Raw genomic sequence first — 26,177 nt, 5'->3', positions numbered from 1 at the left:
CTATTGTTGTTTTTATTACCGATAGATTACGAGTTTTTGGCATAAAAACAAGCGCAAATGTTAATTTGCCGTTGTTTAGGTAGGTTTTGAGTAAACAGGAGTTCAAATGAGTAAATTATTAGATTATATAAGGCTCAGCTTTTTTGCAGCTGGTTTACTATTAGGGGTACAAATACCCGCATTAGTCAGCGATTACGGCCACGCTTTGCAGGCACATTTAATTGAAGCGAATACCGCATTAGCCCCGTTTCAAAAAGATGCTCAAAACTACTTTAATAACGATTTAAACAAGCTAATTACACACTATGAAAACAGTGGCGATGCTATTATTGGTAAAGGCGCTGATCACATTAGCACCCTAAAAAATCGGCAGCAATCCTTACAAGCGGCAGTTAATAAGTTTAACCAATCACCCTATATATTTACTTTAACCAGTGATTTTCTCACCATTAAAAAGCAAGTATGGCAACGCTTTGAAGGGCAAATAGTGTTAAAAAAGGACTCCATAATAGCAGCGCTTGTTTGCGCCATTATTATTGCAATTTTTGCTGAGTTTATTGGCTTTGTAACCTTGTTCATTATTAAGCGCGGGTATACCCGCTTATTCATAACTGGCAAATAAAGACTTCATAAACTCATAAAACACCTCGGTTTTACGGGTTGTTAAGCTATTTTGAGGGCGTAAAAACCACACGGGTGCGTCGCTTTGTGCCATTACATTGGGCATAACCTCTACTAAATTACCCGCATTTAGTTCATCGTTTATGGCTATTTTGGATTTAATGGCTATGCCATGCCCTGCAATCGCAGCTTGCGTCATGTTATCGGAATTGGAAATAGTAAAGCGCGTTTTAGCGTTAAACGTGTGTATTTTTTTATTTTCATCATACAGCTTTAACTGCCTTTGCCAGGGCAAACACACCCAGTAGTGCGCGCTCAGTTCGCTTAGTGTACTAGGCATACCATGCTTTTTTATATAACTTGGCGCAGCACATAAAATACGAGAGTTATTTACAATCTTACGAGAAAGTAGGCCAGAGTCGGTTAATTGCCCTACTCTAATTGCCACATCTTGTGCATCATCAACCACATTGACAAAATGATCGGTAATTAAAAAGTCGAGTTTTAGTTCTGGGTATTGGCTTTCAAACTCGGTCAGTTTTGGCATAACATACTTTGAAAAAACCCACGGTGGCATTGTCACACGTAATAACCCGCTGACCGATGAGCTTCGTGCGCCAATGCTATGCTCTGCATCGTGCAGCGCTTCTATAATTGCCCCTACGCGTTGATAAAATAGCTCTCCGGCAGGCGATAACCTTACTCGCCGGCTATCTCTAAACACTAATACGGTGGAGAGCTCGCGCTCTAACTTGCTTAATCTGTGGCTAACTGTAGCAGGCGATAATCGTTGCTCACGCGCAGCAGCAAGTACCCCTTTATTTTCTACCACGGCAATAAATGTTTCTAGATCACTTAAATTATACATACAGTAGGTTAAATAATTTTTAATGTTTAATATTTTCGAATGAAGCTTTCACTTTTGCAATATATATTTAAATAACTAGAACACTCATAATCGTCGTAAAGTTATATTCGGGATTTATCAATGAGTTTAAAAGCGCAGATTGATGCATATAATGTGCAAAAAGAAGCCAAATTACCGGCTGATGTTTTAGCCTTAATGGACAAAACGAATGAAGAGCTTATTGCTCAGCACATTAAAAATAACGCCTTACAAGTAGGCGCTAAAGTAAATAACTTTAATTTAAGTAACCATAACGGCGAAACTATTGAGCTTACTGACTTACTAAATAAAGGCCCAGTAATTATTAGTTTTTACCGCGGCGGGTGGTGCCCATATTGTAACTTAGAGCTAAAAGCACTAAATAACTACTTGCCACAATTTAAAACACAAAGTGCTCAGCTCATTGCTATATCGCCACAACTACCTGACGAAACACTTTCTACTGCGCAAAAAAATGCTCTTGAATTTGATGTACTCTCGGATGTAAGTAATAAAGTGGCTGATCAATTTGGCTTACTGTTTACACTAGATGAGCGTATTCAAGCACTTTATACGCAATTTGGTATTGATTTTGAAAAATATTACGGCGATAAAAGCTATAAATTACCTTTACCAGCTACGTATGTAATAAATCAACAGGGCATAATTACTTATGCCTTTTTAAACGAAGACTACACCCTACGCGCAGAGCCTGCAGATGTAATGGCCGCCCTTGAATCGGAGCACAAATAATGTCTATTTTAAAATCGTTAAAAACACTTACCCTATCACTACTTATAGGTAGCAGTGTAGTTTCTGGTTTAGCACAAGCTGATGAAAAACCTACACAGGTAAAACCTAAAGTACTTATTTTTGATGTAAACGAAACACTCCTTGATTTAACCTCAATGCGCACTTCTATTGGTAAAGCGCTGGGTGGGCGTGAAGATTTATTACCACTGTGGTTCTCGACCATGTTGCATCATTCACTCGTTGATACTGTAAGTGGCAATTACCATGATTTTGGTCAAATAGGGGTTGCTTCGTTACTTATGGTCGCTAAGAATAACAATATTGATATAACCAGCGAACAAGCAAAAACAGCCATTGTTACCCCGCTTTTAACCCTGCCACCTCATAAAGATGTGAAAGAAGGACTGGCAAAACTCAAAGCACAGGGCTATAAGTTAGTAAGTCTGACAAATTCTTCAAACAAAGGCGTTAAAGCCCAGTTTGAGAGCGCTGGATTAATGTCGTTCTTTGATGAGCGCTACAGCATTGAAGATATTAAAATTTATAAACCAGACTTACGTGCCTACGAGTGGGTGTTAACTAAATTAAATGTAAAAGCAAATGAAGCAATGATGGTCGCGGCGCACGGTTGGGATGTAGCAGGTGCAAAAGAAGCCGGCTTACAAACAACCTTTATAGCCCGCCCAGGTAAAACACTTTACCCACTGGCTAAAAAACCAGACCATGTTGTGAAAGATTTACATGAATTAGCCGCTCTACTTAAATAAGCACGCCCAGCGCTAATTAATCAATACCCAAGCGGCCAATGTCAGGATGACGTTGGCCGCTTTTTTATTACTAAAAACCACGTATAAACAAAGTATTTAGCATTTTTATCTGCTAGCAATTTACTCCCCACAACGCTACTATTTAATGAATACGCAGTGGAGATAATTATGAACAGTCAAAGATTAAGCGAATTTGAAGAATACTTTCAAATAAATGAAAGTATTCGAGTAAACTTATTTGCTGTAGAAAATCAGTTAGTGCCGCAATCTCAACTCGCGCTTGAAGACGACATACCTCCTCTATTTAAGCTAGCTAACGAAGTCAGTGAGCTTGAACAGGCATCTTTAAGGCCCCTGAGAAACTTAGGCGATTTAGCACAAGAGCTGGCGGCTTTTTTACAAGCACAGTCTCGTAAAATTGATTTAATAATGAGCCACATTTTAGCCTCAGAGCAAGCTCAAGATAACGCCATCCAGTGTGATAGCTACGGTGGAGGCGGCATACGCTTTACTTCGCCCGATGTATACACAATAGGCCAATCATTTAGAACAAAGCTATTTTTGCACCACGAAGCCTCAGCCGTTTACTGCTATACAGAAGTTGTTGCCATTGAAAAACAAGACAACGAACATTACCAATACACATTACTGTTTACTGCAATAAGAACCACAGACCAAGAATTAGTTGTAAGAGCCAGCTTGCACGCACAAACACGCCAGCTAAAAAAACGCCAAGAACTTGAACAAATTGGCGATGATACAAGCAGCGATAAATAGCTGACATATGCATGTAAAATGCTAAACTAGCGCCACCGTAATTTGTATCAAAACTTCATGAACTTTAGACTTTTACCTGAATGGGCTGAGCAAGACGCCGTTATGCTAACCTGGCCCCATGCACAAACTGACTGGGCTGATACGCTTGAACGCGTAGAGCCTGTTTATGTTGAGCTTGCAACGCATATCACAGCCGTGCAACAACTTGTTATTGTTGCTCATAACACGGCACTTAAAAGCCACATTACTGCCTTGCTAACAAAAGCGAATATAAACTTAAGCAAAGTGCACTTTGTTGTTACGCCAACAAACGATACGTGGGCGCGCGATCACGGCCCTATTACCTGTGCAAATATTAACGACTCTCGGCAACTTAAAATTTACGATTTTACCTTTAATGGCTGGGGTAATAAGTTCGAAAGTACCCTCGATAATAAAATTAACGCAGTACTGGTAAACAAGCTGAGTAATTCAAACACTGAGTACCAAGCCCTTGATATAGTACTTGAAGGCGGCGGTATTGAAATTAACGAACACGGTGTATTGCTTACAACCAGCGAATGTTTACTGAATAAAAATCGTAACCCAGATTTATCATCAGGCGATATTGAGTCAATTTTAAAAACGCATTTAGGCGCAACTGACTTTTTATGGGTAGATCATGGCTATCTAGCTGGTGATGATACCGACAGCCACATTGACACACTGGTACGCTTTGCGCCAAATAATACACTTGTATATGTTAAGTGCGATACGAAAGAAGATGAGCACTTTAACGCATTAGATGCGATGGAAAAACAGCTGCAAAGCTTTAAAACGCAAAATAATACCCCATATACATTAATTGATTTGCCGTGGCCAAAACCGGTGTTTGATGATGATAACACCCGATTACCGGCAACGTACGCAAATTACTTGATTATCAATAATACGGTTTTAGTTCCTACGTATAACGATGACAATGACGCACTAGCACTAGCGCAAGTTCAAAAAGCGTACCCAACGCACACTATTATTGGCGTTAATTGCCTACCTATTATTGAACAATTTGGTAGTTTGCATTGCATTACTATGCAATTACCTCGTGGATTTTTAGCTGGAGCAGCACAATGACAAGCCCTGCAAAATTAACCGTTGCCCTAGTGCAACAAACTAACAGTGATAATGCCGAGCAAAATATGGCTAAGTCGATTGCTGGCATTCGTGATGCTGCTAAGCAAGGCGCACAACTTGTGGTTTTACAAGAGCTGCATCGTAGTCTGTATTTTTGCCAAACAGAAGATGTGGATGTATTTGACCTAGCCGAAACAATTCCCGGCCCAAGCTCAAATACATTGGGCGAGCTTGCTAAAGAGCTAGGCATCGTTATTGTGGCTTCACTATTTGAAAAACGTGCCACTGGGCTTTATCACAATACTGCGGTGGTACTTGAAAAAGACGGCACCATTGCGGGTAAGTACCGTAAAATGCACATTCCTGATGACCCAGGTTTTTACGAAAAATTTTACTTTACCCCAGGCGATTTAGGCTTTGAGCCAATTCAAACCTCAGTAGGTAAATTGGGTGTATTAGTATGCTGGGATCAATGGTTCCCAGAGGCGGCGCGTTTAATGGCTATGGCCGGCGCTGAGATATTAATTTACCCAACCGCAATTGGCTGGGATCCACGTGATGATAACGCAGAGCAAACACGCCAAAAAGACGCGTGGGTAATAAGCCAACGTGCGCATGCGGTTGCCAACGGCGTACCCGTTATTAGCTGTAACCGTGTAGGCCACGAAAATGACCCTAGCGGACAAAGTAAAGGCATACAATTTTGGGGTAACTCATTTATTGCCGGCCCACAAGGCGAAATGCTCTCAGAGGCAAACAATTCCGATGAGCAAATTTTAGTAGTAGAGCTTGATCAAAAAGCCTCAGAAAACGTAAGACGTATATGGCCGTACTTACGCGACCGCAGAGTTGATCACTATCAAGACTTAACAAAAATTTACCGAGACTAAATAACTGCATGGCGTTTGTGAGCAAACGCCAACTAAAAAATGGAGCACTAAATGGCGTTTGAGCAATGGGCAGCCTTGCCTTGGGTAAAATCTCAAAAAGATAAAATTCAATGGGGGCAGCTAACTGGCAGTGCATTAAGTATAGCCATTGCAGAAGGTGTAAAACAGCAAAACGATTTAGTGCTTATAGTAACACCAGATACGCCAAGCGCATTACGACTTGAAACCGAACTCGAATACTTACTCACCGATAACCCGGTAATGGTATTTCCTGATTGGGAAACCTTACCGTATGACCATTTTTCTCCGCACCAAGATATTATATCAGCCCGTTTAGCCACACTTAATACGTTAAAAAACGAGCAACAAAGCGTGCTTATAGTGCCTGTATCTACCTTAATGTTACGTACTGCGCCCGCATCGTTTATTTATGGCTCTACCCTTAATTTTGAAGTAGGCGATAAGCTCGACACCCATAACTTGCGTAGTAATTTAGAACAAGCTGGGTATTTAAACGTACAGCAGGTAATGGAACACGGCGAATATGCGATACGTGGCTCTATTGTTGATTTATACCCAATGGGCAGTGTACACCCCTTTAGGCTCGACTTTTTTGATGATGAACTCGACTCTATTCGCTTATTTGACGTTGAAACCCAGCGATCAGATGAAAAAGTTGATAAAATTGAGTTACTTCCCGCGCATGAATTTCCAACCAACGAAGCAGACGTTGAGCGTTTTAGAATAAATTATCGCGATAAATTTGGTGCCAGCTCAGAGCAAGACTCTGTTTATATGCAAGTAAGCAAAGGTACGTGGCCTGCCGGTATTGAATACTACATGCCGCTGTTTTTTGAAAAGCTGGCCACCATTTTTGATTACTTGCCAAACACCACTACGGTTATGCAATTAGGTGATTTAGAACACGCCGCAGATACCTTTTGGCACGATGTAAACGTACGCTACGAAAACCGTAGAGTAGATCCGCTGCGCCCACTGCTGGCGCCGAGCGAGTTGTATCAACCTATTAATGAGTTGTTTTCTAATTTAGGTAAGTTTGCACGAATACGTTTATCGCAAGCTAAATTACCCACTAAAGCGGGTAATAAAAACTTAAATGTGAGCGAGCTTCCCGCAGTAAGAATCGATCATAAACAACACGAACCCTACGGGGCATTTATTAACTATGTGGCAGAGCAAAAAAAGAAAAAAAGCCGCATTTTATTAAGTGTTGAGTCTGATGGTCGCCGCGAGTCTTTATTAAGCGTACTTAAGCCAAGTGGGTTAAAGTTTAAAGAATTTGAAAGCTTACAGCAATTTACACAAAGCCAAAGCGATGTAGGCTTAATTGTAAGCCCGCTTGAGCAAAGTGTTGTACTGGGTACAAAACCTAGCCTTTCTATTATTACCGAGCAAGAGCTGTTAGGTATTAAGGTGTCGCAACGTAGGCGCCGTAAACATAAATACGAAGCAAGCCAAGATGCGCTAATTCGCAACTTAGCCGAGCTTAAAGAAGGCCAGCCAATTGTTCACCTTGATCACGGTGTTGGCCGCTATCAAGGCCTGCAAACAATTGACGCAGCAGGTGTAATCACTGAGTTTGTTACCATCACCTATGCTGGTGAGGCAAAGCTGTATGTGCCGGTATCGGCACTGCATATGCTAAGCCGTTATTCTGGCGGTGAAGAAGCAAGCGCCCCGCTTCACAAACTTGGCTCAGATGCCTGGGAAAAAGCCAAAAAACGCGCCGCCGAAAAAGTACGCGACGTGGCCGCAGAGCTATTAGATATTTACGCACAGCGCCAAGCAAAACCAGGTAATAAATTTGCACTCGATGGGCAAAGTTATCGCCAATTTAGCGACAGCTTCCCATTTGAAGAAACGGACGATCAGCGTAATGCTATTGAAGCCGTTCTTGGCGATATGCAATCAAAACTTGCTATGGACCGTTTAGTGTGTGGCGATGTAGGCTTTGGTAAAACAGAAGTAGCTATGCGCGCCGCATTTGTAGCGGTTAACGACAACAAACAAGTCGCTGTGCTGGTACCAACCACATTACTTGCTCAGCAACACTATGAAAACTTTAAAGACCGTTTTGCCGACTTCCCAATTGAAGTGGGTGTGTTGTCGCGTTTTAATTCAACTAAAGAGCAAAAAGACACGCTCGAAAAAATGGCCGACGGTAAGCTAGATATCGTTATTGGCACGCATAAATTAATTCAGCAAGATATTAAGTTTAACGACTTAGGTTTACTGATTGTTGATGAAGAACATCGCTTTGGCGTGCGCCAAAAAGAAAAAATAAAATCATTGCGCGCTGATGTAGATATTTTAACACTGACTGCAACGCCTATTCCGCGTACATTAAACATGGCGATGAGCGGTATGCGTGATTTATCTATTATTGCCACCCCACCGGCTAAGCGTTTGGCAGTTAAAACCTTTGTACGCCAGCGCGACAGCGACTTAATACGTGAAGCGATACTGCGTGAAATTAAACGCGGCGGCCAAGTGTACTTTTTGCATAACAATGTTGAGACAATTGAGCGAGTATCACAAGAGATCAGCGAATGGGTGCCTGAGGCGAGTGTCACCTCTGCTCATGGGCAAATGCGCGAGCAAGAGCTTGAGCAAATAATGACTGATTTTTATCATCAAAAATACAATGTATTGGTATGTACCACCATTATTGAAACTGGTATTGATGTGCCTACCGCTAATACAATTATTATGGACAGGGCCGATAAACTTGGTCTTGCGCAATTACACCAATTACGCGGCCGTGTTGGACGAAGCCACCATCAAGCGTATGCGTATCTATTAACTGGTGATGCTAAGGCACTTTCTAAAGATGCCACTAAACGCTTACAAGCCATTGAGTCACTTGAAGATTTAGGCGCAGGTTTTGCTCTTGCAACACATGATTTAGAAATACGTGGTGCGGGTGAGCTATTAGGCGATGATCAATCAGGGCAAATGCAAACCATTGGCTTTAGTTTGTATATGGAAATGCTAGAGCAGGCAGTTAATGCCCTAAAAAATGGCAAAGAGCCAACGCTTGAGAACTTGCTGCAGCAACAAACAGACGTTGATTTAAAACTCCCTGCTTTATTACCTGATGATTACATACATGATGTTAATGCGCGTTTAGGTATGTACAAGCGCATAGCAAGTTGTGCTAACCTTGCCGATATGGACGAATTACAAGTAGAGCTAATAGACCGATTTGGTTTATTACCTGATGCCACTAAAAACCTATTCAGTTTGCAGCAACTAAAAATGCGTGCCAGCGATTTAGGCATTACAAAAATAGAGGCAAACCCTAAAGGAGGCTACTTTGAGTTTAGTCAAAATACCAAGGTTAATCCTAGCTTCATCATAGGCTTGATACAAAGTGCACCCCATGTGTACAAAATGGATGGCGCAAACAAATTGCGCTTTGCAATTAATGAGGTAAACCCTCGTGAACGCTTAAAAATGGTCACTGCAATGATTGCAGATTTCGAAAAAAAGGTTAGCCATTAATGTTGCTAAAAAAATCGCTTATCGTGCTATGTTGCTTATTTAGCAGCACCGCACTTGCAGAACGTTGGTTTGAAGTAGAAGTGCTGATATTTAAACAGCGCCCTGCACCCTATTTACAAGAAGACTTTAGCTTAAAACACGAACCCATTAAGGCTAAAAATACCTTAGAGTTACTTACTCCTTTATACACAGAGCAAGCAATGCAAGCGTGCATAGATGGCGATAGTCGTTTTCAAAAACGCACCTTTACCGATTCTTTAGTTAATGCCAACCCGCAATCGGGTGTGTGTGATAACAGTATCGACTTTATGCAAAGTTACGACGAGCTACCTGTAACGCCATTAGCACCGCCGCAAGATACAATGGATGAGCCTTACCTACTGGCTCCCGAACAATTACAATTTAACGCTCAACGCCGAGAGCTTGACCGCAAAGGTTTATCACCCCTGCTGCACACAGGCTGGCGTTTTGAAGGGGCAAGTAAATCGCGCGCGCCAAGCGTACACTTAATTTCTGGGGAGCATATAAAGCGCGATGTTAACACCACGCCAAATTATGCAAACCCCGACTTTATTAGCCTTGTTCAAAGTAAACCACAACTGTTTGAGACCTCTGAACAACCCCTAAGCTATTGGGAACTAGATGGTTTATTTAAAATACATTTACGCCACTACCTATACATCACCGCGGACTTTGACGTAAACGAAAAACTACCCAATGGGGATATTGAATCAGCCCGCTTTTCACAATTTAAACGTGTAATTAGTGGTGAAATCCATTACTTTGATCATCCTCGTATGGGCATGATTGTACAAATACGAAAGTATAAACACTAAATCAATAGGACATAACAATGAAAAAACTCCTGATCATCGCAGCAACGTTAAGCCTGGCAGCTTGTTCTAAAGTAAGCCTAGAAAACTACGAAAAAATTGAAGTTGGCATGGATAAAGCTGAAGTTGAAGCTATTTTAGGCTCGGCTGATAACTGTGTAGAAAAAACGCTGCATACTAATTGTGTATGGGGCGATGAGTCTAAAAACATTGAAATTACACTCGTTTCAGACAAGGTAACTATTTATTCTAAGCACGGTATTACACAATAACGCTAACGCCTATATTTACGTTTTTAAAAAGGGATAGCCGTTGCCATCCCTTTTTATTTTTTAGAGTAAATGAGTTCAATATTAACTATTTTACTGCGATTAAGGGTTATTTTGTAACGCTGGTATAAGGTTCTCTCTTCGTCTTTTAATACCATCACCAAATTAAGCTGATAGCGCCTTTCGACCGCTTGCTTAGATATTTTATTGCCATCTAAATGATACAACTTACCTTCACCACGTTTTAAATACCGTGCAAAGGGCGCCAAATTAAAACGCATACTTTGTTGAAGCGTGTCGTAGCCAGGTAAAAATTCTTTAGCAGACACACGCGTTTCACTAGCAAAGTGAAGCCACTGCGCGGCTAGCTTATTTTGCTGACGCCTTTTTGAAAATATTGTTTTTACTTCGCTAGGAATTTTTTTAAAACGCATGTATTCAAGCCACACAAACTGACTTGCAACGCGGTCTTTAGAAATGCTGTTTTTAAATACAAACCGCCATTTAGGGCGCCCCCGCACAATAGCGCGCCAAATTACCCGTGTAATGTCTTCTTTAAATATTTCACGTAGCCCGTAAATTACCCCTAATATTAAAATAAGCGTGGCGGTAACTTCGGTAAAGGTTGAGCGCGCATTTAGTATAACCACCATCACAAATGCCATAATTACCGCTGTTACCGTGCCTTTAACTAAACGTTTTAGGTAACTATTTAAGTAACGTGTATTACGATGCAAAATAACGCCGTGCTCTATAAGGCGCTGCAGTAAACGCATTTTATTTGTAATGCGGTTACCATCTTGCAACGTGGTTTCTGAGTTGTAATTTTGCTCAAACCGGTATGTATTTTCGTTTTTACAAAATTGCAGTAAGTCGTTGCGCTCTTTAGCAAAGTCACTACTGCGTGGGCCTTCATCTAGTAGTTTTAAAAACGACTGCTCAACATGCCAACTTAAATAGTTATCGGCATTGGTGTAAAACGGCACCAGCTTTTCATCATCGGGGGTATATCTACGCAGCTTTTTTAACAGCCCTTCACTTTGCTCAAATAGCTCTTGTGCGCGGGCGTAAAAAGCCTCTACCTCTTGAATTTTTAACGCATCTTTAATATCAGCATCAAGCGCTAAGCGCACCTGATAACAGTACAAATTAAGGTTTTGGCGGTAATCTTGTTGCTCACCTTTGTTTTTACTAACAAAGCGGCTACGCACTAAGGGTAAGTGTATGTTGTTAGCGTTATAAGCTAAGTGCGATTTAAAGTGGTTATTAAAATAAGACTCTTCACTGAGGGTTTGTACGTTTATACCCATTTCATTGGGGATAGAAAAATACAGGTCGATACGCTGCTCAGAGCGAGGGGTAAGCTCTGGTTCTATGACAAAAGATAAATTTTCGTCTTGTTTTATCAAACAACTCTCCTTTTATTGAGTGTATAAGTGTACTGGTCTCCTTAATTTTGTTCAATAAAAAAGGCCCAGTAAACACTGAGCCTTAATACGATTAATGTGCTAATTAAAACTTAACGTTTACACCAGCAAATACACGGCGACCTAGTACATCGTATGTGTACGGGTCAGTGTTAGAATCGTTGTTACCTGTGTAGTAAGGAGGTTGCTTATCAAATAAGTTGTTAACACCTGCAGTTACTGACACAGTCTCGTTAAAGATGTATGCACCGCTTATGTCATGATATACAACAGATGGCGTTGTAGGCGCATAACATGATGACTCATCACCTTGACAGCTGTAGCTATCCATTCCTGCAATGTAGCGTGCTTTGTAGTTTGCGTTCCAAGCGTCGCCTTTCACAGTTAGCTCAAAGTTAGCTTTAACATCGGCATAACCACCAATACCAGAAGTAATTAAACCAGCGTAATCAATGCTTGATTCAACAACATCTACTAGGTACTCGTCTAGGTAAGTAACATCTAGTGATGTATTCCACGCCAGACCAGCTGCATCAAATGTGTAGTTTAAGTTTAAGTCGTAGCCTTTAGTTTGCTCATAACCTACGTTTTGTAGTTGGTTATTAAAAGCAATACGGCCAGTGCTTTGGTTAAACGATACCGCAGCTGAGCTACATAGCGCAGTACCTTGGTTAGCTAATGAGCCATCTGATGCTAAACAAGAGTCAACAATGTATTGGTTGTTAACAGTAGCAATTGCGTTTTCAATTTCAATGTCGTAGTAATCTAGCGTCATTGAAAAACCTTCAAACCACTCTGGCTCATACACAATACCCGCTGTTAGCGTATCAGCTTCTTCTGGCGTTAATTGGTCATTACCACCAACAGTTACTTCTGCTTGGTCTTGTGCACCAGGGAAGCTAACTTGTTCAAACGAAGGTGAATTACCTGAGTATAGCTCAGCTACTGTAGGCGCGCGGAATGCTGTAGAGCGAACACCACGTAGCATTATTTCATCGTTTACACGCCAAGTTAAACCCAATTTCCATGTTTCGTCAGAACCAAACGTGCTGTAATCAAAAGCGCGGATTGCAGTACTTAGTTCAACGTTTTGCGCTAAGAACGCATCGCTAACTAAAGGAATTGCAAGCTCTAAGTACGCTTCGTTTACGTCAAAACGACCGCTTGTAGGCTCAACACGTGGGTCGTTTGCAAGACCTTGAGACGTGATTGAATCTGGAATGTACCATGCTTTTTCTTCACGGCGCTCAACACCAGCAGCAAAACCTACGTAACCGGCAGGAAGCTCCATTACTTCGCCCGCTAATGATGCAGTGAACATTAGTAATTGGCTACCACCTGAGTTTTGCTCAGTGTAAACGTAATCACTTAAGTTCTCAGCAGACCAAGAAGATTGCATAAGTGGGTTAAAATCGCCCGCTTCGATTGCATCTTGGATAGAGCCCATATTGTGAAGGTTGCTTAAACGGTCAACTGAATCGTTACGACCAAAAATTACAGACACATCCCAATCGTAACCGCTGTCAAGGTAACCTGCAGCACCTACTACCGTACGCACAGTGTCAACAACTTGTGAAAAATCACGAGTACCTGTGTCTGTCATACGACGACCGTAAGAAACTTCATCACCGTAGTTAATATTGTGGCTTGTTAGTGAGTCGCCCATATCTTCAGTGTAATCAAAGTCAAACCATACAGGCTGTGGCGCCATTTGTTGCTCTGACCAACGCTTAGAGTATGTGAATTCTGAGTATAAACGCGTGTCATCTGTTAAATCGAAGCTACCAATACCTGTAAGGTTTAAACGGCGCATAGGCGTGTATAGGTAGCTGTCTGATGAGTAGTTGTACGCATCATCAGAACCAAAGTCATGCCAGCCGTTGTCTGCTTGACCTTGTAGTGATTCATCACCTGACCATACGTGGCCATTTGGCGTGTATGAAGAACCAGAACAGTAAGGTGCACTGCCGTCGCCATCTTCAGTTAATGGACAATCAGAGAAGCTACGATCTGCTTGAGATGCGTCACCACGGTCAGTGTATTGAAGACCAATTACAACGTTACCACGACCAAAGCTACCACCCATAGTGATATCGAATGACGTTTCATCAGCATCACCTTCTGTAGTGATTGCAGATTTAACATTTAAGTCTAAACCTTCAAAGTCGTCTTTTAAGATGATGTTTACAACACCTGCAACCGCATCAGTACCGTATACTGCAGATGCACCATCTTTAAGTACTTCAATGTGCTTGATCATTGAAACAGGAATCGTGTTTAAATCAACAGTAGAGGCAGCACCTGTACCTGAGTTGATCATACGACGGCCATTTACAAGTACTAATGTACGTTGTGAACCTAAACCACGTAAATCGATAGAAGCATTACCACCAGAACCATTGTTAATACCTGGGTTGGTCATTGCACCACCAGTAGCAGTCATTTTTTGTAATACGGCATCAACCGAAACTGCGCCGGTTGCAGCAATGTCATCTGCACCGATTAAAGTAACTGGGCTAGCGGTTTCCATATCTGCGCGCTTAATGCGAGAACCCGTTACTTGAATTTTTTCAATAGCGTTTGCGCCATCTTCGGCCGCTACTACTTGCATACTTGAGAACATTGGGATTGCTGCGATTACAGCTAAACCAAGAGTTGATTTTTTCATGAATAAACCCTACTTGTTGGAAATTTACCTTGATTGGTAATGCTCACTTTTTATAAGAATTGTGAGTCAGGGGGGCAACTTAGGCCGAGTTAACTGAACAAAAACTTAATGGAGGATTGTTATATATACAACATCAAAAAAGAATAACTAAAAAAGGTACAAAGGTTATAACTTGTTGCAGTGTTAACTAAAAAAAACAAATTTAAATCAATGATATAAAATAAATTCAAAGCAATTAAAACACATCTGAAATCAAAGTTATGCAGATTGTAATCAAATGTAATTAATGGATAAAAATACCCTTTTTGGAAAAATTAACATATTGATCACAGCGCATTAGTAAAACCGTAAAGCTGTAATAAAATTAATAACCATAAATATGCAGATTTACCGCTTAAATAGTCTTATTAAGCTATTTATTTAGCTTTTTGGGTAATATTTTTTGTTCAGCGAGACTTCAACGTCTGCTCAGATCGGGGGGGTATTTTTAACGAAGTAAGGCTTTTAGCTTTTAGCTTTTAGCTTTTAGCTTTTAGCTTTTAGCTTTTAGCTTTTAGCTTTTAGCTTTTAGCTTTTAGCTTTTAGCTTTTAGCTTTTAGCTTTTAGCTTTTAGCTTTTAGCTTTTAGCTTTTAGCTTTTAGCTTTTAGCTTTTAGCTTTTAGCTTTTCAGGCACAATTACACAACATAAAACAGGTTATGAAACTAAGTTAGCTCTAAAAGCATATTATTTAATACGGTATTTTATTACTTGCTCCGCTTTGGAAATAAAAGTGTAAAAATAATGCTAGTTTAATACGTAACGTAAAAATTATAAAAATGTGTGATTGGCTCGCCAGTTTGAAGGTTGCTTAAATTAAGCACTAATTGCCACAGCATATTTTTCTCAGAGCATATGCCCACCATAGTGTCACTTTTATAAATAGTTGCTCCTTTAGTGAACTTTTGCGGAATAAAACCCATATACATGGTGATACTTTCAAGCTTAGCGTTATCTATTTTTAGGTGGCCGGGTAAATCAAGGTAAATACTAAAGGGGGTTTCGGGAGTGATATTTTTATCACTTAACCATACTTTAACACCGGTATTATAAATACAGTGCTGATTAGCGTCGCAATTTGTTTTTAGCAGTGCTTTTTGATCTTTTTGATTGGTATTGTCACAGCCTGTTAATACAAAAATAAGCATTAAAAACAAAGTAAATCTATATATATGCATAACAAATCCGCGCTAAATAAAAACAAATCTTAATTAGCATGCTTTGAAATAACAATAGTTAGTGTGATGTTTGGTTAATATAGGTACAATCTGTATCAAAAAATAAACAACAAACTCACAAACTTTGATTGATGTCATAATTTTATGTAATTGACCTATCTTTTTTAGGCCAAAAAATTTATCATTTCACCCGCAAAAAATAAGGGTTTCTCGAGTTTGTTTTCTGAAGCATTCAGGCTTTGAACGTTTTAGGTAATACGCTTGGGGAAAATAGTAGGCCCCACTTTAAACGGTGGGTAATTCATTTCTAAACGCATTTATTGCAGCGGAAGCCAGAAAATGAGCCAAACAGTAGCATCACAAACTGAGTATAACTATAAAGTTGTACGCCAATTCGCTATTATGACAGTGATTTGGGGCATCGTTGGCATGAGTATTGGGGTTCTGATTGCTGCCCAATTAGCTTGGCCAGCACTTAACTTTGATACACCATGGTTAACATACTCTCGACTACGTCCGTTACACACGAACGCAGTAATTTTCGCATTTGGTACCAGTGCACTTTTTGCGACGTCTTATTACGTCGTTCAACGTACTTGTCAAACGCGCCTTTTCTCAGACAAACTCGCCGCTTTCTCTTTTTGGGGTTGGCAGCTTGTTATTGTATTAGCCGTAATTACATTACCGCTAGGTATTACTAGCTCTAAAGAATATGCAGAGCTTGAGTGGCCAATTGATATTTTAATCGCGGTAGTATGGATAGTTTACGCAGTGGTATTTTTTGGTACGCTGATTAAACGCAAAGTATCTCATATATACGTTGCTAACTGGTTTTACGCTGGCTTTATTATTACTGTTGCAGTGCTACACATTGTAAACAGCATGGCAGTGCCTGTGTCGTTAACTAAATCATACTCAATCTACGCAGGTGCGGTAGATGCAATGGTTCAGTGGTGGTACGGTCATAACGCTGTAGGTTTCCTATTAACGGCTGGTTTCTTAGGTATGATGTACTACTTTGTACCTAAACAAGCAGGTCGCCCAGTTTACTCTTACCGTTTATCGGTAGTTCACTTTTGGGCACTTATTTCACTTTACATTTGGGCTGGTCCTCACCACCTTCACTACACTGCGCTACCTGATTGGACGCAAAGTTTAGGTATGGTTATGTCTATTATCCTATTTGTACCATCTTGGGGTGGTATGATTAACGGTATTATGACGCTTTCTGGCGCTTGGCATAAGTTACGTACTGACCCAGTACTTCGTTTCTTAGTTGTTTCATTGTCTTTCTACGGTATGTCTACGTTTGAAGGCCCAATGATGGCAATTAAATCTGTAAATGCATTATCTCACTACACAGACTGGACTATCGGCCACGTACACTCAGGTGCATTAGGTTGGGTTGCGATGATTTCGATTGGTGCTATTTATCACCTTATCCCTGCGTTATTCGCACAAGGTCGTATGTACAGCGTTAAATTGGTTAACACCCACTTCTGGTTACATACGGTAGGTGTTGTACTTTACATTGTTGCAATGTGGATCTCAGGTGTTATGCAAGGCCTAATGTGGCGTGCAGTTAACTCTGACGGCACATTAATGTACAGCTTTGTACAGTCATTAGAGGCATCACACCCATTCTATATTATGCGCTTTGTAGGCGGTGTATTCATCGTAACAGGTATGTTAGTTATGGCTTATAACGTTCTGCGTACAATTTCAGCTGAGAAAGAATCACTGAAGTTAGACGCGCAAGCACAATTAGCATAACGGAGTGAAATGATGAGCAATAAAAATTCACAAAACAAACATGAAATAGTAGAAAAGAACGTTGGCCTAATGGCTATTCTGACTGTTTTTGCTATTAGTTTTGGTGCATTAGTTGAAATTACTCCGCTAATGTTCCAAGACGATACAACAAAACCTGTAGAAGGTTTGCGCCCACTTAACGCGCTAGAAATGGAAGGCCGTGACATTTATGTACGTGAAGGTTGTTATAACTGTCACTCACAAATGATTCGTCCTTTTCGTGATGAAGTTGAGCGTTACGGTCACTACTCTGTAGCGGGCGAGTCAGTATGGGATCACCCTTTCCAATGGGGTTCTAAACGTACTGGTCCTGACTTAGCTCGTGTAGGTAACCGTTACTCGGACGATTGGCATTATGCGCACTTAGTTGATCCACGTGCCGTGGTTCCTGAGTCGAACATGCCAGGTTTTCCTTGGTTAGCAGAGACAAAGGTTGATACCAGCCTAACTCTGAAAAAACTACAAATTTTCCGTGATACTTTTGCCATTAACCCAGAAAACCCTAAACACCCGGGTTTAGGTTATGGCAGCGACGAAGAGCTACAAGCAGATGTTGATAAAGTTAACGCTATGAATAACGGCGAAGGCGCAACAGAAATGCAAGCCCTAATCGCGTATTTACAGCAACTTGGCACCCACTTGAAGTAATTATTATGGATTACGGAACATACAGAGGCATTTTGACTCTGGTAATTTTAGTATTGTTTATTGTGATTGTTGTATGGGCATACAGCAAACGTAGCAAAAATCGTTTTGATGACGCTGCTAATGCCATTTTTGAAGATGAAAAAAAACATAACAACACACTCTCTAACGAGGAAAAGGAGTCTGAAAAATGACTAGCTTTTGGAGTATTTGGGTTATTGTATTAACCCTAGCCTGCTTAATCATCATTTTTAGCTTATTAGTTTGGAACCTTAAAAACTATGCTGGCGTAAAAGAAGGTGAAGACTGCGGACATGAATATGACGGCATTACCGAACTAAATAATCCACTACCAAAATGGTGGACGTACATGTTCTTTGCAACATTTATTTGGTCGGTATATTACCTAGCAGCTTATCCAGGTTTAGGTAACTGGGAAGGCTTAGGTAAATGGACAAGTTCTAACCAAGGTATTACCTCTTTAGCTGAATCTAAAGAAGCCACGGCTAAAGCGAAAGAAGAAGGCCGCTATGTAAAACTTGATAAAGAATACGAAGCAGCACAAGAGCGTTTTGGTCCTATCTTTAACAAGCTTGCACAAATACCGGTATTAGAGTTGGTTAACTCTAAATTTGAAGGTGATGCAGCGCAGCAAGTAGCCCTTGAAAATGGCGAAAAGCATGAACAAACAGACGGCCAGTTAGCACTTGAAATTGGTCAGCGTTTATTCTCGCAAAACTGTGCGCAATGTCATGGCTCTGATGCACGTGGTGCAACTGGCTTCCCTAACCTAACTGATAAAGATTGGTTATACGGTGGCTCACCAGACAAAATTAAAGAAACGCTTCTTTATGGTCGAGTAGCCGCTATGCCTTCTTGGAGTGCAGCACTTGGTGAGCAAGGCGTTAAAGAAATGACGGCTCATGTTCTTAGCTTATCTGGTCGTACTGTTAACCAAAAAGATGCCGCTGCGGGTGCCGCTAAGTTTGCTATGTGTGCCGCGTGTCACGGTGCAGATGGTAAAGGCTCTGTTGCACATAACTTACCGTTTGGTGCACCTAACTTAACAGATAACATTTGGTTATACGGTGGCTCTCAACGCGCTGTAGAAGAAACACTTAACCATGGCCGCGCCGGTGTAATGCCAGCATGGAAAGACATTTTAGGTGAAGATAAAATTCACCTGTTAACTGCTTATGTTTACAGTTTATCGCAAGATAAATAAACACGGAGTTAACTATTAATTAATCTTTTTATTTCAACAGATTAATCCAGATCAAAAAAGCCTCCAGTCGGAGGCTTTTTTTTAGTCTTTTACAAATATTTGCTATAAAATAGCGTTACCTAAACTAATTTTAGAGCAACTATGCAACCTACTCCGTGGTATAAAAATTTTTGGCCTTGGTTTTTAATGTTTTTTCCGCTAGCGGCCATTATTGGGTGCATAACCTTAATTATTACTGCTGTGGGCAACGGCCCAGATATGGTAGTTGATGATTACTATAAAAAAGGCAAAGCAATAAACTTAGAACTTACTAAGTTTGAAAAAGCCAAAGCACTGTTTTTACATGGCAAGCTAAATGTTACCAATGAACGCGCAAGCTTTGCCTTTACCAAAGGCGATTACAGTAACGTACACGCTTTAAAACTGTCTTTTTATCATCGCACCATTAAGGCGCATGACTTTGAAGCTACGCTTACTCCTAATGCAAATAAAGAATTTACTGCCCTTTTAGATAACTACACACCAGGTGCTTACTCTGTATTTATAGAGCCGGTGGATGGTAGTTGGAAGTTAAAAGAAAATATTACTCTTCCTACCGAGCAACCTTTATTAGTTACCCCAAATTATAAGTAGTCATCACTATGAGCGTTTCTTGCTTTCATTGCCTTGAAAGTGTGCCAAATGGATTTAGCGCAACCGTAACAATAGATAATACACCACAGCCTATGTGCTGTATTGGCTGCCAAGCTGTTGCGCAAAATATTGTAAACCAAGGTATGACCGACTATTACAAATACCGCACCGTACGCGCTGGTAAAGTAGAGCAGTTAGTCCCTGAGCAACTCGCGTTTATTAAAAGCTACGACAACGAAGACATACAAGATGAGTTTATAGCCACAACCGATAACTTATCCCAAGTACTTTTAAGTGTTGAAGGCATTACCTGCGCAGCGTGTGCATGGCTTATAGAAAAGCAATTACTTAGCTTAAAAACGGTAAAGCGCGTTGATGTTAATACCTCAACTAACCGTGCCATGATCCAATGGGATAAAACCCAAACCCCGCTGAGCGAAATTATTACTTCCTTAGCCAAAATTGGCTATAAAGCTTACCCGTTTCAAGCCGATGACGAAGCCCAACAAAAGCAACAAACAGCAAAAGCCTATATACGCCGCTTAGGTGTTGCAGGGCTGATGACCATGCAAGTGATGATGTTTGCCTTTGCCATGTACTTTGGCATGTTCTCGGGTATGGATAATAACTTTGAGCAATACTTTAGGTGGATAAGCCTAGTGCTTGCCTCCCCCGTTATTTTGTACAGCGCATTACCCTTTTTAACTAATGCTATTAATGGCTTAAAAGCAAAACAGTTAAATATGGACTTACCTGTTTCGCTGGCTATTTTTGGGGCTTATAGCGCCAGCTGTTATGCCACGTTTATGCACGTAGGCGAGGTATATTTTGAATCAGTATGTATGTTTACCTTTTTATTATTATTAGGTAAGTACCTCGAATTTAGAGCCCGACTAAAAGCCAGTGAGTTTACCGCCAACTTACAAAAGTTACTGCCTTTAACTGCCCGCACCATTGATGATAACGGCCAAGAGCACATTATTGCCGCTAAAAAACTTAAGCTTAACGATGTGGTATTGATAAAAGCGGGTGAAACTATTCCTGCCGACGGAGAGCTTATCAAGGGGCAAACGAGCGTTGATGAGTCCATGATGACCGGAGAGCACCAACCCGTTAATAAGTTTATTGGTCACAATGTGTATGCCGGTTGCGTTAATCATGATGGTGTAATAGAAATAAAAATAAATAAAATTGGCCAAAATACCTTACTAAACCAAATTATACATTTACAACACACTGCGCTCACTAAGCGCCCTAAACTAGTAGAAATAACCGATAAAGTAGCCCAGTGGTTTATAGCCTGCTTGCTCGTTTTTGCCTCTATTACCGCAATTGGCTGGTATCAAATTGACCCAGAACACGCTTTTTGGATCACGATTTCTGTATTGGTTGCCACTTGCCCCTGCGCACTTAGCCTTGCAATTCCAACCGCATTAACGTGCGCGGTAGCCACCCTCACCCGTAAAGGGGTGTTAATTAAACAAGCGCATGTGCTCGAAACACTCTCACAATTAACACTGTTTGCCTTTGATAAAACAGGCACGCTTACGCAAGGCAAATTTAGCTTAGACGCCATTGATATACTCGATGACAGTATTTCTAAAGAGCAAGCACTTAATATTGCCGCTCAGCTAGAGCGTTATTCAGAGCACCCCATAGCCAGCGCTTTTAATAAGTACGCCACCACCGAGCTTGCCCTTACAAACATAACCGTACATCCAGGAATGGGCATTAGTGCGCAAAGCGGTGCTGATCATTACGCTATTGGTAAAAGCGGCTGGTTTGACACTAAAAAAACAAATGCTCAAGCAAGTCTATTCATTAATAAACGCGTGGTTGCTCGTTTTTACTTTATAGATAAAGTAAAACCCGGTGCTAATGAGCTTATCAGTGCTTTACAAGCACAAAACTTAAGCTGTCATATGCTGACTGGGGATGCATCAGATGCAGGACAAAAAATAGCAAAGCAATTAAAGCTCAACAGTGCTCAAAGCGCTTTGTCACCTAAAGATAAACAAACCGCCGTGGAGCAATGGTCATCACAAAACGAAGTAGTTGCCATGGTTGGTGATGGTATTAACGACAGCCCAGTATTTGCAAGTGCCCATTTATCCATTGCTATGGAAACCGGTGCCGACATTTCTAAAAACAGTGCCGATGTAGTGCTGTTAAATAGTGATTTAGCCTCTATTGCACATCTACTCAATGTTGCTAAGCAAACGAGAAGAATCATTAAGCAAAATCTTACGTTGTCTTTGGTGTATAATGCCTCTATTTTACCACTTGCAGCGCTTGGGCTTGTTGCCCCGTGGATGGCCGTTATTGGTATGTCTGCCAGCTCAATTATTGTGATTAGTAATTCACTAAGGCTTTTAAAGTTATGAGCATAATTTATATTTTAATCCCCATAGCCATATTATTTGTGATTATTGCCATTGGCGTGTTTTTTTGGGCCGTAAAAAGCGAGCAATTCTCTGATTTGAACAAACAAGGGCATAGCATTTTGTTTGAAGATGATAAAGAACAACACAACAAAAGTAATGATTGACCCACTTTACACCAGCGCATTTTTAATGGGCTTAATTGGTAGCGGGCATTGCCTTGCCATGTGCGGCGGTATTGCCAGCTCCTTACAATTGGCCAGTAACAAGCGCCAATCTGTTATTTATTCATTTGCTTATAACCTTGGCCGAGCGTGTAGTTACATGCTGGCTGGCGCACTTGTTGCGGGTATAAGTAGCCAATTTGCAAAGCAAAATACGTTTTTTTCTGTAACCCTTTCATTCATTGCGGCTATTTTTATGCTGCTGGTAGGCGTGTATATAATGCGCTTAGGCCCCACTTTGCAATGGCTTGAAAAAATAGGCAAAACACTTATTTGGCAGCATATAGTTAAGCTTAATAAATATCTAATGCCAGTAGACTCAACGGCTAAAGCATTGGGTTACGGCGCTTTGTGGGGGTGGCTACCCTGTGGTTTGGTTTACTCAGCCCTTACATGGGCAATGACCAGCCCTAGTGCGTTTGACGGGGCCATAGTGATGCTTTGCTTTGCACTTGGCACCTTTCCGGCCATGATCACCCTAGGCCTAGCCGCCCAAAAACTTAATAGTGTTATTAACCACCCATGGACGCGTATTGTGTTAGGCAGTATTATAATTTGGTATGGTATGTACCTATTGATCATTGCCACCGATAAACTAGTACATTAATCGCCGCGGTATTAAGCCACTCGGTTTATTTTCAGTACTGTGTATAAAAATTAAAACGGATTAAATTATGGATTTCTCTCAAAGTCGCGCTAAAAATAATTGTGCAATTAGCTGTAACAACTGCAGCATCAGCCAATTGTGTTTGCCGTTTTCGTTAAATGGCCAAGAAATGGATAAACTTGACGAAATCATTGAACGTAAAAAACCTCTTCACAAAGGTGACTACTTGTTTGAATCCGGCGCTCCTCTTAATGCTATTTATGCGGTACGTTCTGGCTCATTTAAATCTTATACGCTCTCAGAGCAAGGGGATGAACAAATTACCGGTTTTCACTTAGCCGGCGATTTAGTGGGCTTTGATGCTATTAGCAAAATGGCTCATCAGAGCTTTTCGCAAGCACTAGAAACATCAATGGTATGCGAAATCCCGTTTGACACCCTTGACGAACTAGCGGGCAAATTACCTAAGCTTCGCCAGCAAATAATGCGTTTGATGAGTAGTGAAATTACCTACGATCAGGAAATGCTGTTATTACTTAATAAAAAATCAGCAGAAGAACGCCTAGCTAGCTTTATTTATAACCTTTCAGAGCGCTTTGGTGAGCGCGGGTTTTCGCGCAAAGAGTTTAGATTTACCATGACACGTGGTGAAATAGGTAATTATTTAGGCCTAACCGTTGAAACTATCAGCCGCTTATTAAGCCGCTTTCAAAAAGCGGATTTAATAAAAGTAGAAGGCAAATTTATTACTATTTTAGACAGCAATGCACTCGCTAAAACCGCTGCAATAGTTAAGCCTTGCTAAGCTTACACCCGCTGTTACTTTGATTTAGAACAACAATTTGTGTGCTACCCCTTTAACTGCTGTGTATTTACGTTACACTGAAAGTAAGTTAAAAAAGGGAGTAGCATATGAACACTATAAAACGTATTTTAGCCGTTATTGACCCCACTAAGGATGATCACCACGGTTTAGCTCGCTCGATTGATTTAGCCAAAAAGTCAGGCGCCAGTATTACCGCCTTTATGACTGTTTACGACTTTTCTTACGAAATGACCACTATGCTGTCGTTTGAAGAGCGTGAAGCAATGCGAAAAGCCGTTATAACTGATAGAGAGTTATGGCTTAAAGATATAATTTCCACCTACCCAGATATAAACATCACCACCCAAGTGGTTTGGCATAACCGGCCGTTTGAAGCCATTATTAATACCGTTATTGAACAAGAATACGATTTAGTGGTTAAAAGTACCCATCAGCATGGTGCGCTCAAATCGGTTATTTTTACCCCTACAGATTGGCACTTAGTACGTAAATGCCCAACACCGGTGTTATTTGTAAAAGAAATGGCCTGGCCTGAGCAAGGAAATATTTTAGCCGCAGTGAATGCGGTTAGTGAAAACGATGAGCATGTAGCCCTTAATAAACGCATTATTAAAGATGCACAATTTTTATGTGAACTTGCCAACGCCAAGCTTAACTTAGTCAATGCCTATCCCGCTACACCCATTAATATTGCCATAGAGATACCTGAATTTAATCCAGGGCTTTATAACGAATCCGTAAAAAAACACCACATAGAATCCACTAACGAACTGGCTAAGGAGTTTAATTTAACTAGCGAGCAATGTTTTATAGAAGAAGGCTTACCGGAAGATGTCATCCCCGATGTAGCGAATCGCTTAAATAGCGAGTTAGTGGTGATTGGCACTGTGGGTCGTACAGGGTTAAGCGCTGCGTTAGTAGGTAACACTGCCGAGCACGTAATTGATAGCCTAGACTGTGATGTACTTGCTTTAAAACCCGATGGCTACGTAAGCCCACTTGCCAAAAGTTAAACAAAGCCTTAACTAGCGCTTTAATACCCCTAGTACTTGGGTATATAATACGCCCCTTTATTTTCAGCAAATAATTTGCCGCATTGTTTTATAAGGGGGCGTAGTGTCTCACTCAGCTCAAGCCAAAGCTCAATACAACTTAAATAAGCTACAAAAGCGTTTACGCCGTCTTACTGGCCAAGCCGTCATGGACTTTAACATGATAGAAGAAGGCGACCGTATAATGGTATGCCTATCGGGTGGTAAAGACAGTTACACCATGCTTGATATGCTTAAGCATTTAAAGCGTGTGGCACCCATTAAATTTGATTTATTTGTTGTTAACCTTGATCAAAAACAACCAGGGTTTCCTGAACACGTTTTACCTGAGTACCTTGATAAACAAGATATTGAATACAAAATTGTAGAAGAAGACACCTACAGCATTGTTACCGATATCATCCCTGAAGGTAAAACAACATGTTCGCTGTGTTCACGCCTACGCCGTGGTATTTTGTACCGTACAGCCAAAGAAATGGGCGCAACTAAAATTGCCCTTGGCCATCACCGCGACGACATGATCGAAACACTCTTCTTAAACATGTTTTACGGCGGTAAACTTAAAAGCATGCCGGCTAAATTAATGAGCGATAACGGCGAGCACATGGTTATTCGCCCCCTCGCTTATTGTAAAGAAGCCGATATAAGTAAATATGCATTTAGCCAAGGTTACCCTATTATTCCGTGTAATCTATGTGGCTCGCAAGAAAACCTGCAACGTAAACACACTAAAAATATGTTAGCGCAGTGGAATAAAGAGCACCCAGGACGTATCGAAAGTATTTTTACAGCAATGCAAAATGTGGTGCCTTCGCATCTAGCCGATACAGAACTATTTGACTTTGAAAACCTAAAAACCGGCGATGTTATTGATGGCGGCGATATAGCACTGGATAAACCAGACATTCCAAAAGCGCCTGTAAGCGATGAGGATGAAACCCAAGATCAGCAAGCTGATGTGGTTACTATTAACCTAAGCTAACGGTTAAAAAATACAGTTAAGGGGCTTTATGCCCCTTATTTATTA

At 40.8% G+C, this 26,177-nt stretch carries 24 protein-coding genes; 20 read left to right on the top strand and 4 right to left on the bottom strand.

Annotated elements, in window-relative coordinates; genetic code table 11:
- Positions 1-106: 106 nt before the first annotated feature.
- A complete protein-coding gene (locus QUE46_RS06810; protein ID WP_286247049.1) occupies positions 107-622 on the top strand; it encodes a DUF2937 family protein in 516 nt (171 codons plus the stop codon).
- On the opposite strand, the gene QUE46_RS06805 is transcribed toward QUE46_RS06810, so the two are convergent.
- The gene (locus QUE46_RS06805; RefSeq protein WP_286247048.1) at positions 602-1,489 is read right to left on the bottom strand and encodes a LysR family transcriptional regulator; all 888 of its coding nucleotides are present in this window, start codon (positions 1,487-1,489) and stop codon (positions 602-604) included. The two genes, QUE46_RS06810 and QUE46_RS06805, sit on opposite strands and share 21 nt — an antisense overlap.
- 120 nt (positions 1,490-1,609) lie before the next feature.
- Between QUE46_RS06805 and QUE46_RS06800 the strand changes: the two genes are divergently transcribed.
- The 8 genes from QUE46_RS06800 to QUE46_RS06765 all read left to right on the top strand — a co-directional run bounded on the left by QUE46_RS06800 (position 1,610) and on the right by QUE46_RS06765 (position 10,437).
- A complete protein-coding gene (locus QUE46_RS06800; protein WP_286247046.1) occupies positions 1,610-2,260 on the top strand; it encodes a peroxiredoxin-like family protein in 651 nt (216 codons plus the stop codon).
- A complete protein-coding gene (locus tag QUE46_RS06795; protein ID WP_286247044.1) occupies positions 2,260-3,027 on the top strand; it encodes a haloacid dehalogenase type II in 768 nt (255 codons plus the stop codon). The genes QUE46_RS06800 and QUE46_RS06795 overlap by 1 nt, the downstream gene beginning before the upstream one ends.
- A 168-nt stretch (positions 3,028-3,195) precedes the next feature.
- The gene (locus tag QUE46_RS06790; RefSeq protein ID WP_286247042.1) at positions 3,196-3,804 is read left to right on the top strand and encodes a PilZ domain-containing protein; all 609 of its coding nucleotides are present in this window, start codon (positions 3,196-3,198) and stop codon (positions 3,802-3,804) included.
- A 57-nt stretch (positions 3,805-3,861) separates the two neighbouring features.
- On the top strand, positions 3,862-4,917 hold the full coding sequence (locus QUE46_RS06785) for an agmatine/peptidylarginine deiminase (RefSeq protein WP_286247040.1): 1,056 nt from the start codon (positions 3,862-3,864) through the stop codon (positions 4,915-4,917).
- The gene (locus QUE46_RS06780) at positions 4,914-5,807 is read left to right on the top strand and encodes a carbon-nitrogen hydrolase (RefSeq protein ID WP_286247037.1); all 894 of its coding nucleotides are present in this window, start codon (positions 4,914-4,916) and stop codon (positions 5,805-5,807) included. The genes QUE46_RS06785 and QUE46_RS06780 overlap by 4 nt, the downstream gene beginning before the upstream one ends.
- Positions 5,808-5,858: 51 nt before the next feature.
- A complete protein-coding gene (gene mfd / locus QUE46_RS06775) occupies positions 5,859-9,332 on the top strand; it encodes a transcription-repair coupling factor (RefSeq protein ID WP_286247034.1) in 3,474 nt (1,157 codons plus the stop codon).
- Complete coding sequence (locus tag QUE46_RS06770) at positions 9,332-10,168, top strand: peptidoglycan binding protein CsiV (RefSeq protein ID WP_286247032.1); 837 nt, start codon at positions 9,332-9,334, stop codon at positions 10,166-10,168. The genes mfd and QUE46_RS06770 overlap by 1 nt, the downstream gene beginning before the upstream one ends.
- 17 nt (positions 10,169-10,185) lie before the next feature.
- A complete protein-coding gene (locus tag QUE46_RS06765; RefSeq protein WP_004588905.1) occupies positions 10,186-10,437 on the top strand; it encodes a hypothetical protein in 252 nt (83 codons plus the stop codon).
- A gap of 53 nt (positions 10,438-10,490) precedes the next feature.
- Here the strand turns inward: QUE46_RS06765 and QUE46_RS06760 are convergent, their stop codons facing one another.
- The 3 genes from QUE46_RS06760 to QUE46_RS06750 form a co-directional block, all read right to left on the bottom strand.
- Positions 10,491-11,843, bottom strand: a complete 1,353-nt coding sequence (locus QUE46_RS06760; protein ID WP_286247030.1) for a hypothetical protein — start codon at positions 11,841-11,843, stop codon at positions 10,491-10,493.
- A 103-nt stretch (positions 11,844-11,946) separates the two neighbouring features.
- A complete protein-coding gene (locus QUE46_RS06755) occupies positions 11,947-14,529 on the bottom strand; it encodes a TonB-dependent receptor (RefSeq protein WP_286247028.1) in 2,583 nt (860 codons plus the stop codon).
- A 790-nt stretch (positions 14,530-15,319) separates the two neighbouring features.
- Entirely contained in the window at positions 15,320-15,745 is a 426-nt protein-coding gene (locus QUE46_RS06750; RefSeq protein WP_286247026.1) for a hypothetical protein, read from the bottom strand.
- Between the two features lie 339 nt (positions 15,746-16,084).
- Between QUE46_RS06750 and ccoN the strand changes: the two genes are divergently transcribed.
- The 11 genes from ccoN to ttcA all read left to right on the top strand — a co-directional run bounded on the left by ccoN (position 16,085) and on the right by ttcA (position 26,132).
- Positions 16,085-17,518: a cytochrome-c oxidase, cbb3-type subunit I gene (gene ccoN, locus QUE46_RS06745; RefSeq protein ID WP_004588826.1), complete on the top strand. Its 1,434-nt coding sequence runs from the start codon at positions 16,085-16,087 to the stop codon at positions 17,516-17,518.
- Between the two features lie 12 nt (positions 17,519-17,530).
- Positions 17,531-18,205, top strand: a complete 675-nt coding sequence (gene ccoO, locus QUE46_RS06740) for a cytochrome-c oxidase, cbb3-type subunit II (RefSeq protein WP_004588825.1) — start codon at positions 17,531-17,533, stop codon at positions 18,203-18,205.
- A 5-nt stretch (positions 18,206-18,210) separates the two neighbouring features.
- Entirely contained in the window at positions 18,211-18,396 is a 186-nt protein-coding gene (locus QUE46_RS06735) for a CcoQ/FixQ family Cbb3-type cytochrome c oxidase assembly chaperone (RefSeq protein WP_004588824.1), read from the top strand.
- Positions 18,393-19,427, top strand: coding sequence for a cytochrome-c oxidase, cbb3-type subunit III (gene ccoP / locus QUE46_RS06730; protein WP_286247023.1), 1,035 nt, complete (start codon positions 18,393-18,395; stop codon positions 19,425-19,427). Before QUE46_RS06735 ends, ccoP begins: the two co-directional genes overlap by 4 nt.
- A 141-nt stretch (positions 19,428-19,568) precedes the next feature.
- Positions 19,569-20,060 (top strand): FixH family protein, encoded by a 492-nt coding sequence (locus QUE46_RS06725; RefSeq protein ID WP_286247021.1) that lies wholly within the window; start codon positions 19,569-19,571, stop codon positions 20,058-20,060.
- A gap of 8 nt (positions 20,061-20,068) precedes the next feature.
- Complete coding sequence (locus QUE46_RS06720) at positions 20,069-22,444, top strand: heavy metal translocating P-type ATPase (RefSeq protein ID WP_286247020.1); 2,376 nt, start codon at positions 20,069-20,071, stop codon at positions 22,442-22,444.
- Positions 22,441-22,608 carry a cbb3-type cytochrome oxidase assembly protein CcoS gene (gene ccoS, locus QUE46_RS06715; RefSeq protein WP_002963071.1) on the top strand — a complete coding sequence of 56 codons (168 nt, stop codon included), beginning with the start codon at positions 22,441-22,443 and terminating at the stop codon, positions 22,606-22,608. The genes QUE46_RS06720 and ccoS overlap by 4 nt, the downstream gene beginning before the upstream one ends.
- On the top strand, positions 22,601-23,272 hold the full coding sequence (locus QUE46_RS06710) for a sulfite exporter TauE/SafE family protein (RefSeq protein ID WP_286246999.1): 672 nt from the start codon (positions 22,601-22,603) through the stop codon (positions 23,270-23,272). The genes ccoS and QUE46_RS06710 overlap by 8 nt, the downstream gene beginning before the upstream one ends.
- Positions 23,273-23,339: 67 nt before the next feature.
- On the top strand, positions 23,340-24,077 hold the full coding sequence (locus QUE46_RS06705; protein WP_286246997.1) for an FNR family transcription factor: 738 nt from the start codon (positions 23,340-23,342) through the stop codon (positions 24,075-24,077).
- A 107-nt stretch (positions 24,078-24,184) separates the two neighbouring features.
- A complete protein-coding gene (uspE, locus tag QUE46_RS06700) occupies positions 24,185-25,111 on the top strand; it encodes a universal stress protein UspE (protein ID WP_286246995.1) in 927 nt (308 codons plus the stop codon).
- A 103-nt stretch (positions 25,112-25,214) separates the two neighbouring features.
- On the top strand, positions 25,215-26,132 hold the full coding sequence (ttcA, locus tag QUE46_RS06695; protein ID WP_286246993.1) for a tRNA 2-thiocytidine(32) synthetase TtcA: 918 nt from the start codon (positions 25,215-25,217) through the stop codon (positions 26,130-26,132).
- Positions 26,133-26,177 lie beyond the last annotated feature (45 nt).

The sequence above is a fragment of the Pseudoalteromonas sp. MM1 genome, assembly GCF_030296835.1.
Taxonomy (GTDB): Bacteria; Pseudomonadota; Gammaproteobacteria; order Enterobacterales; family Alteromonadaceae; genus Pseudoalteromonas.
Note: the sequence above shows the minus strand (reverse complement) of the source record. Positions and strands in the feature narration are given on the sequence as shown.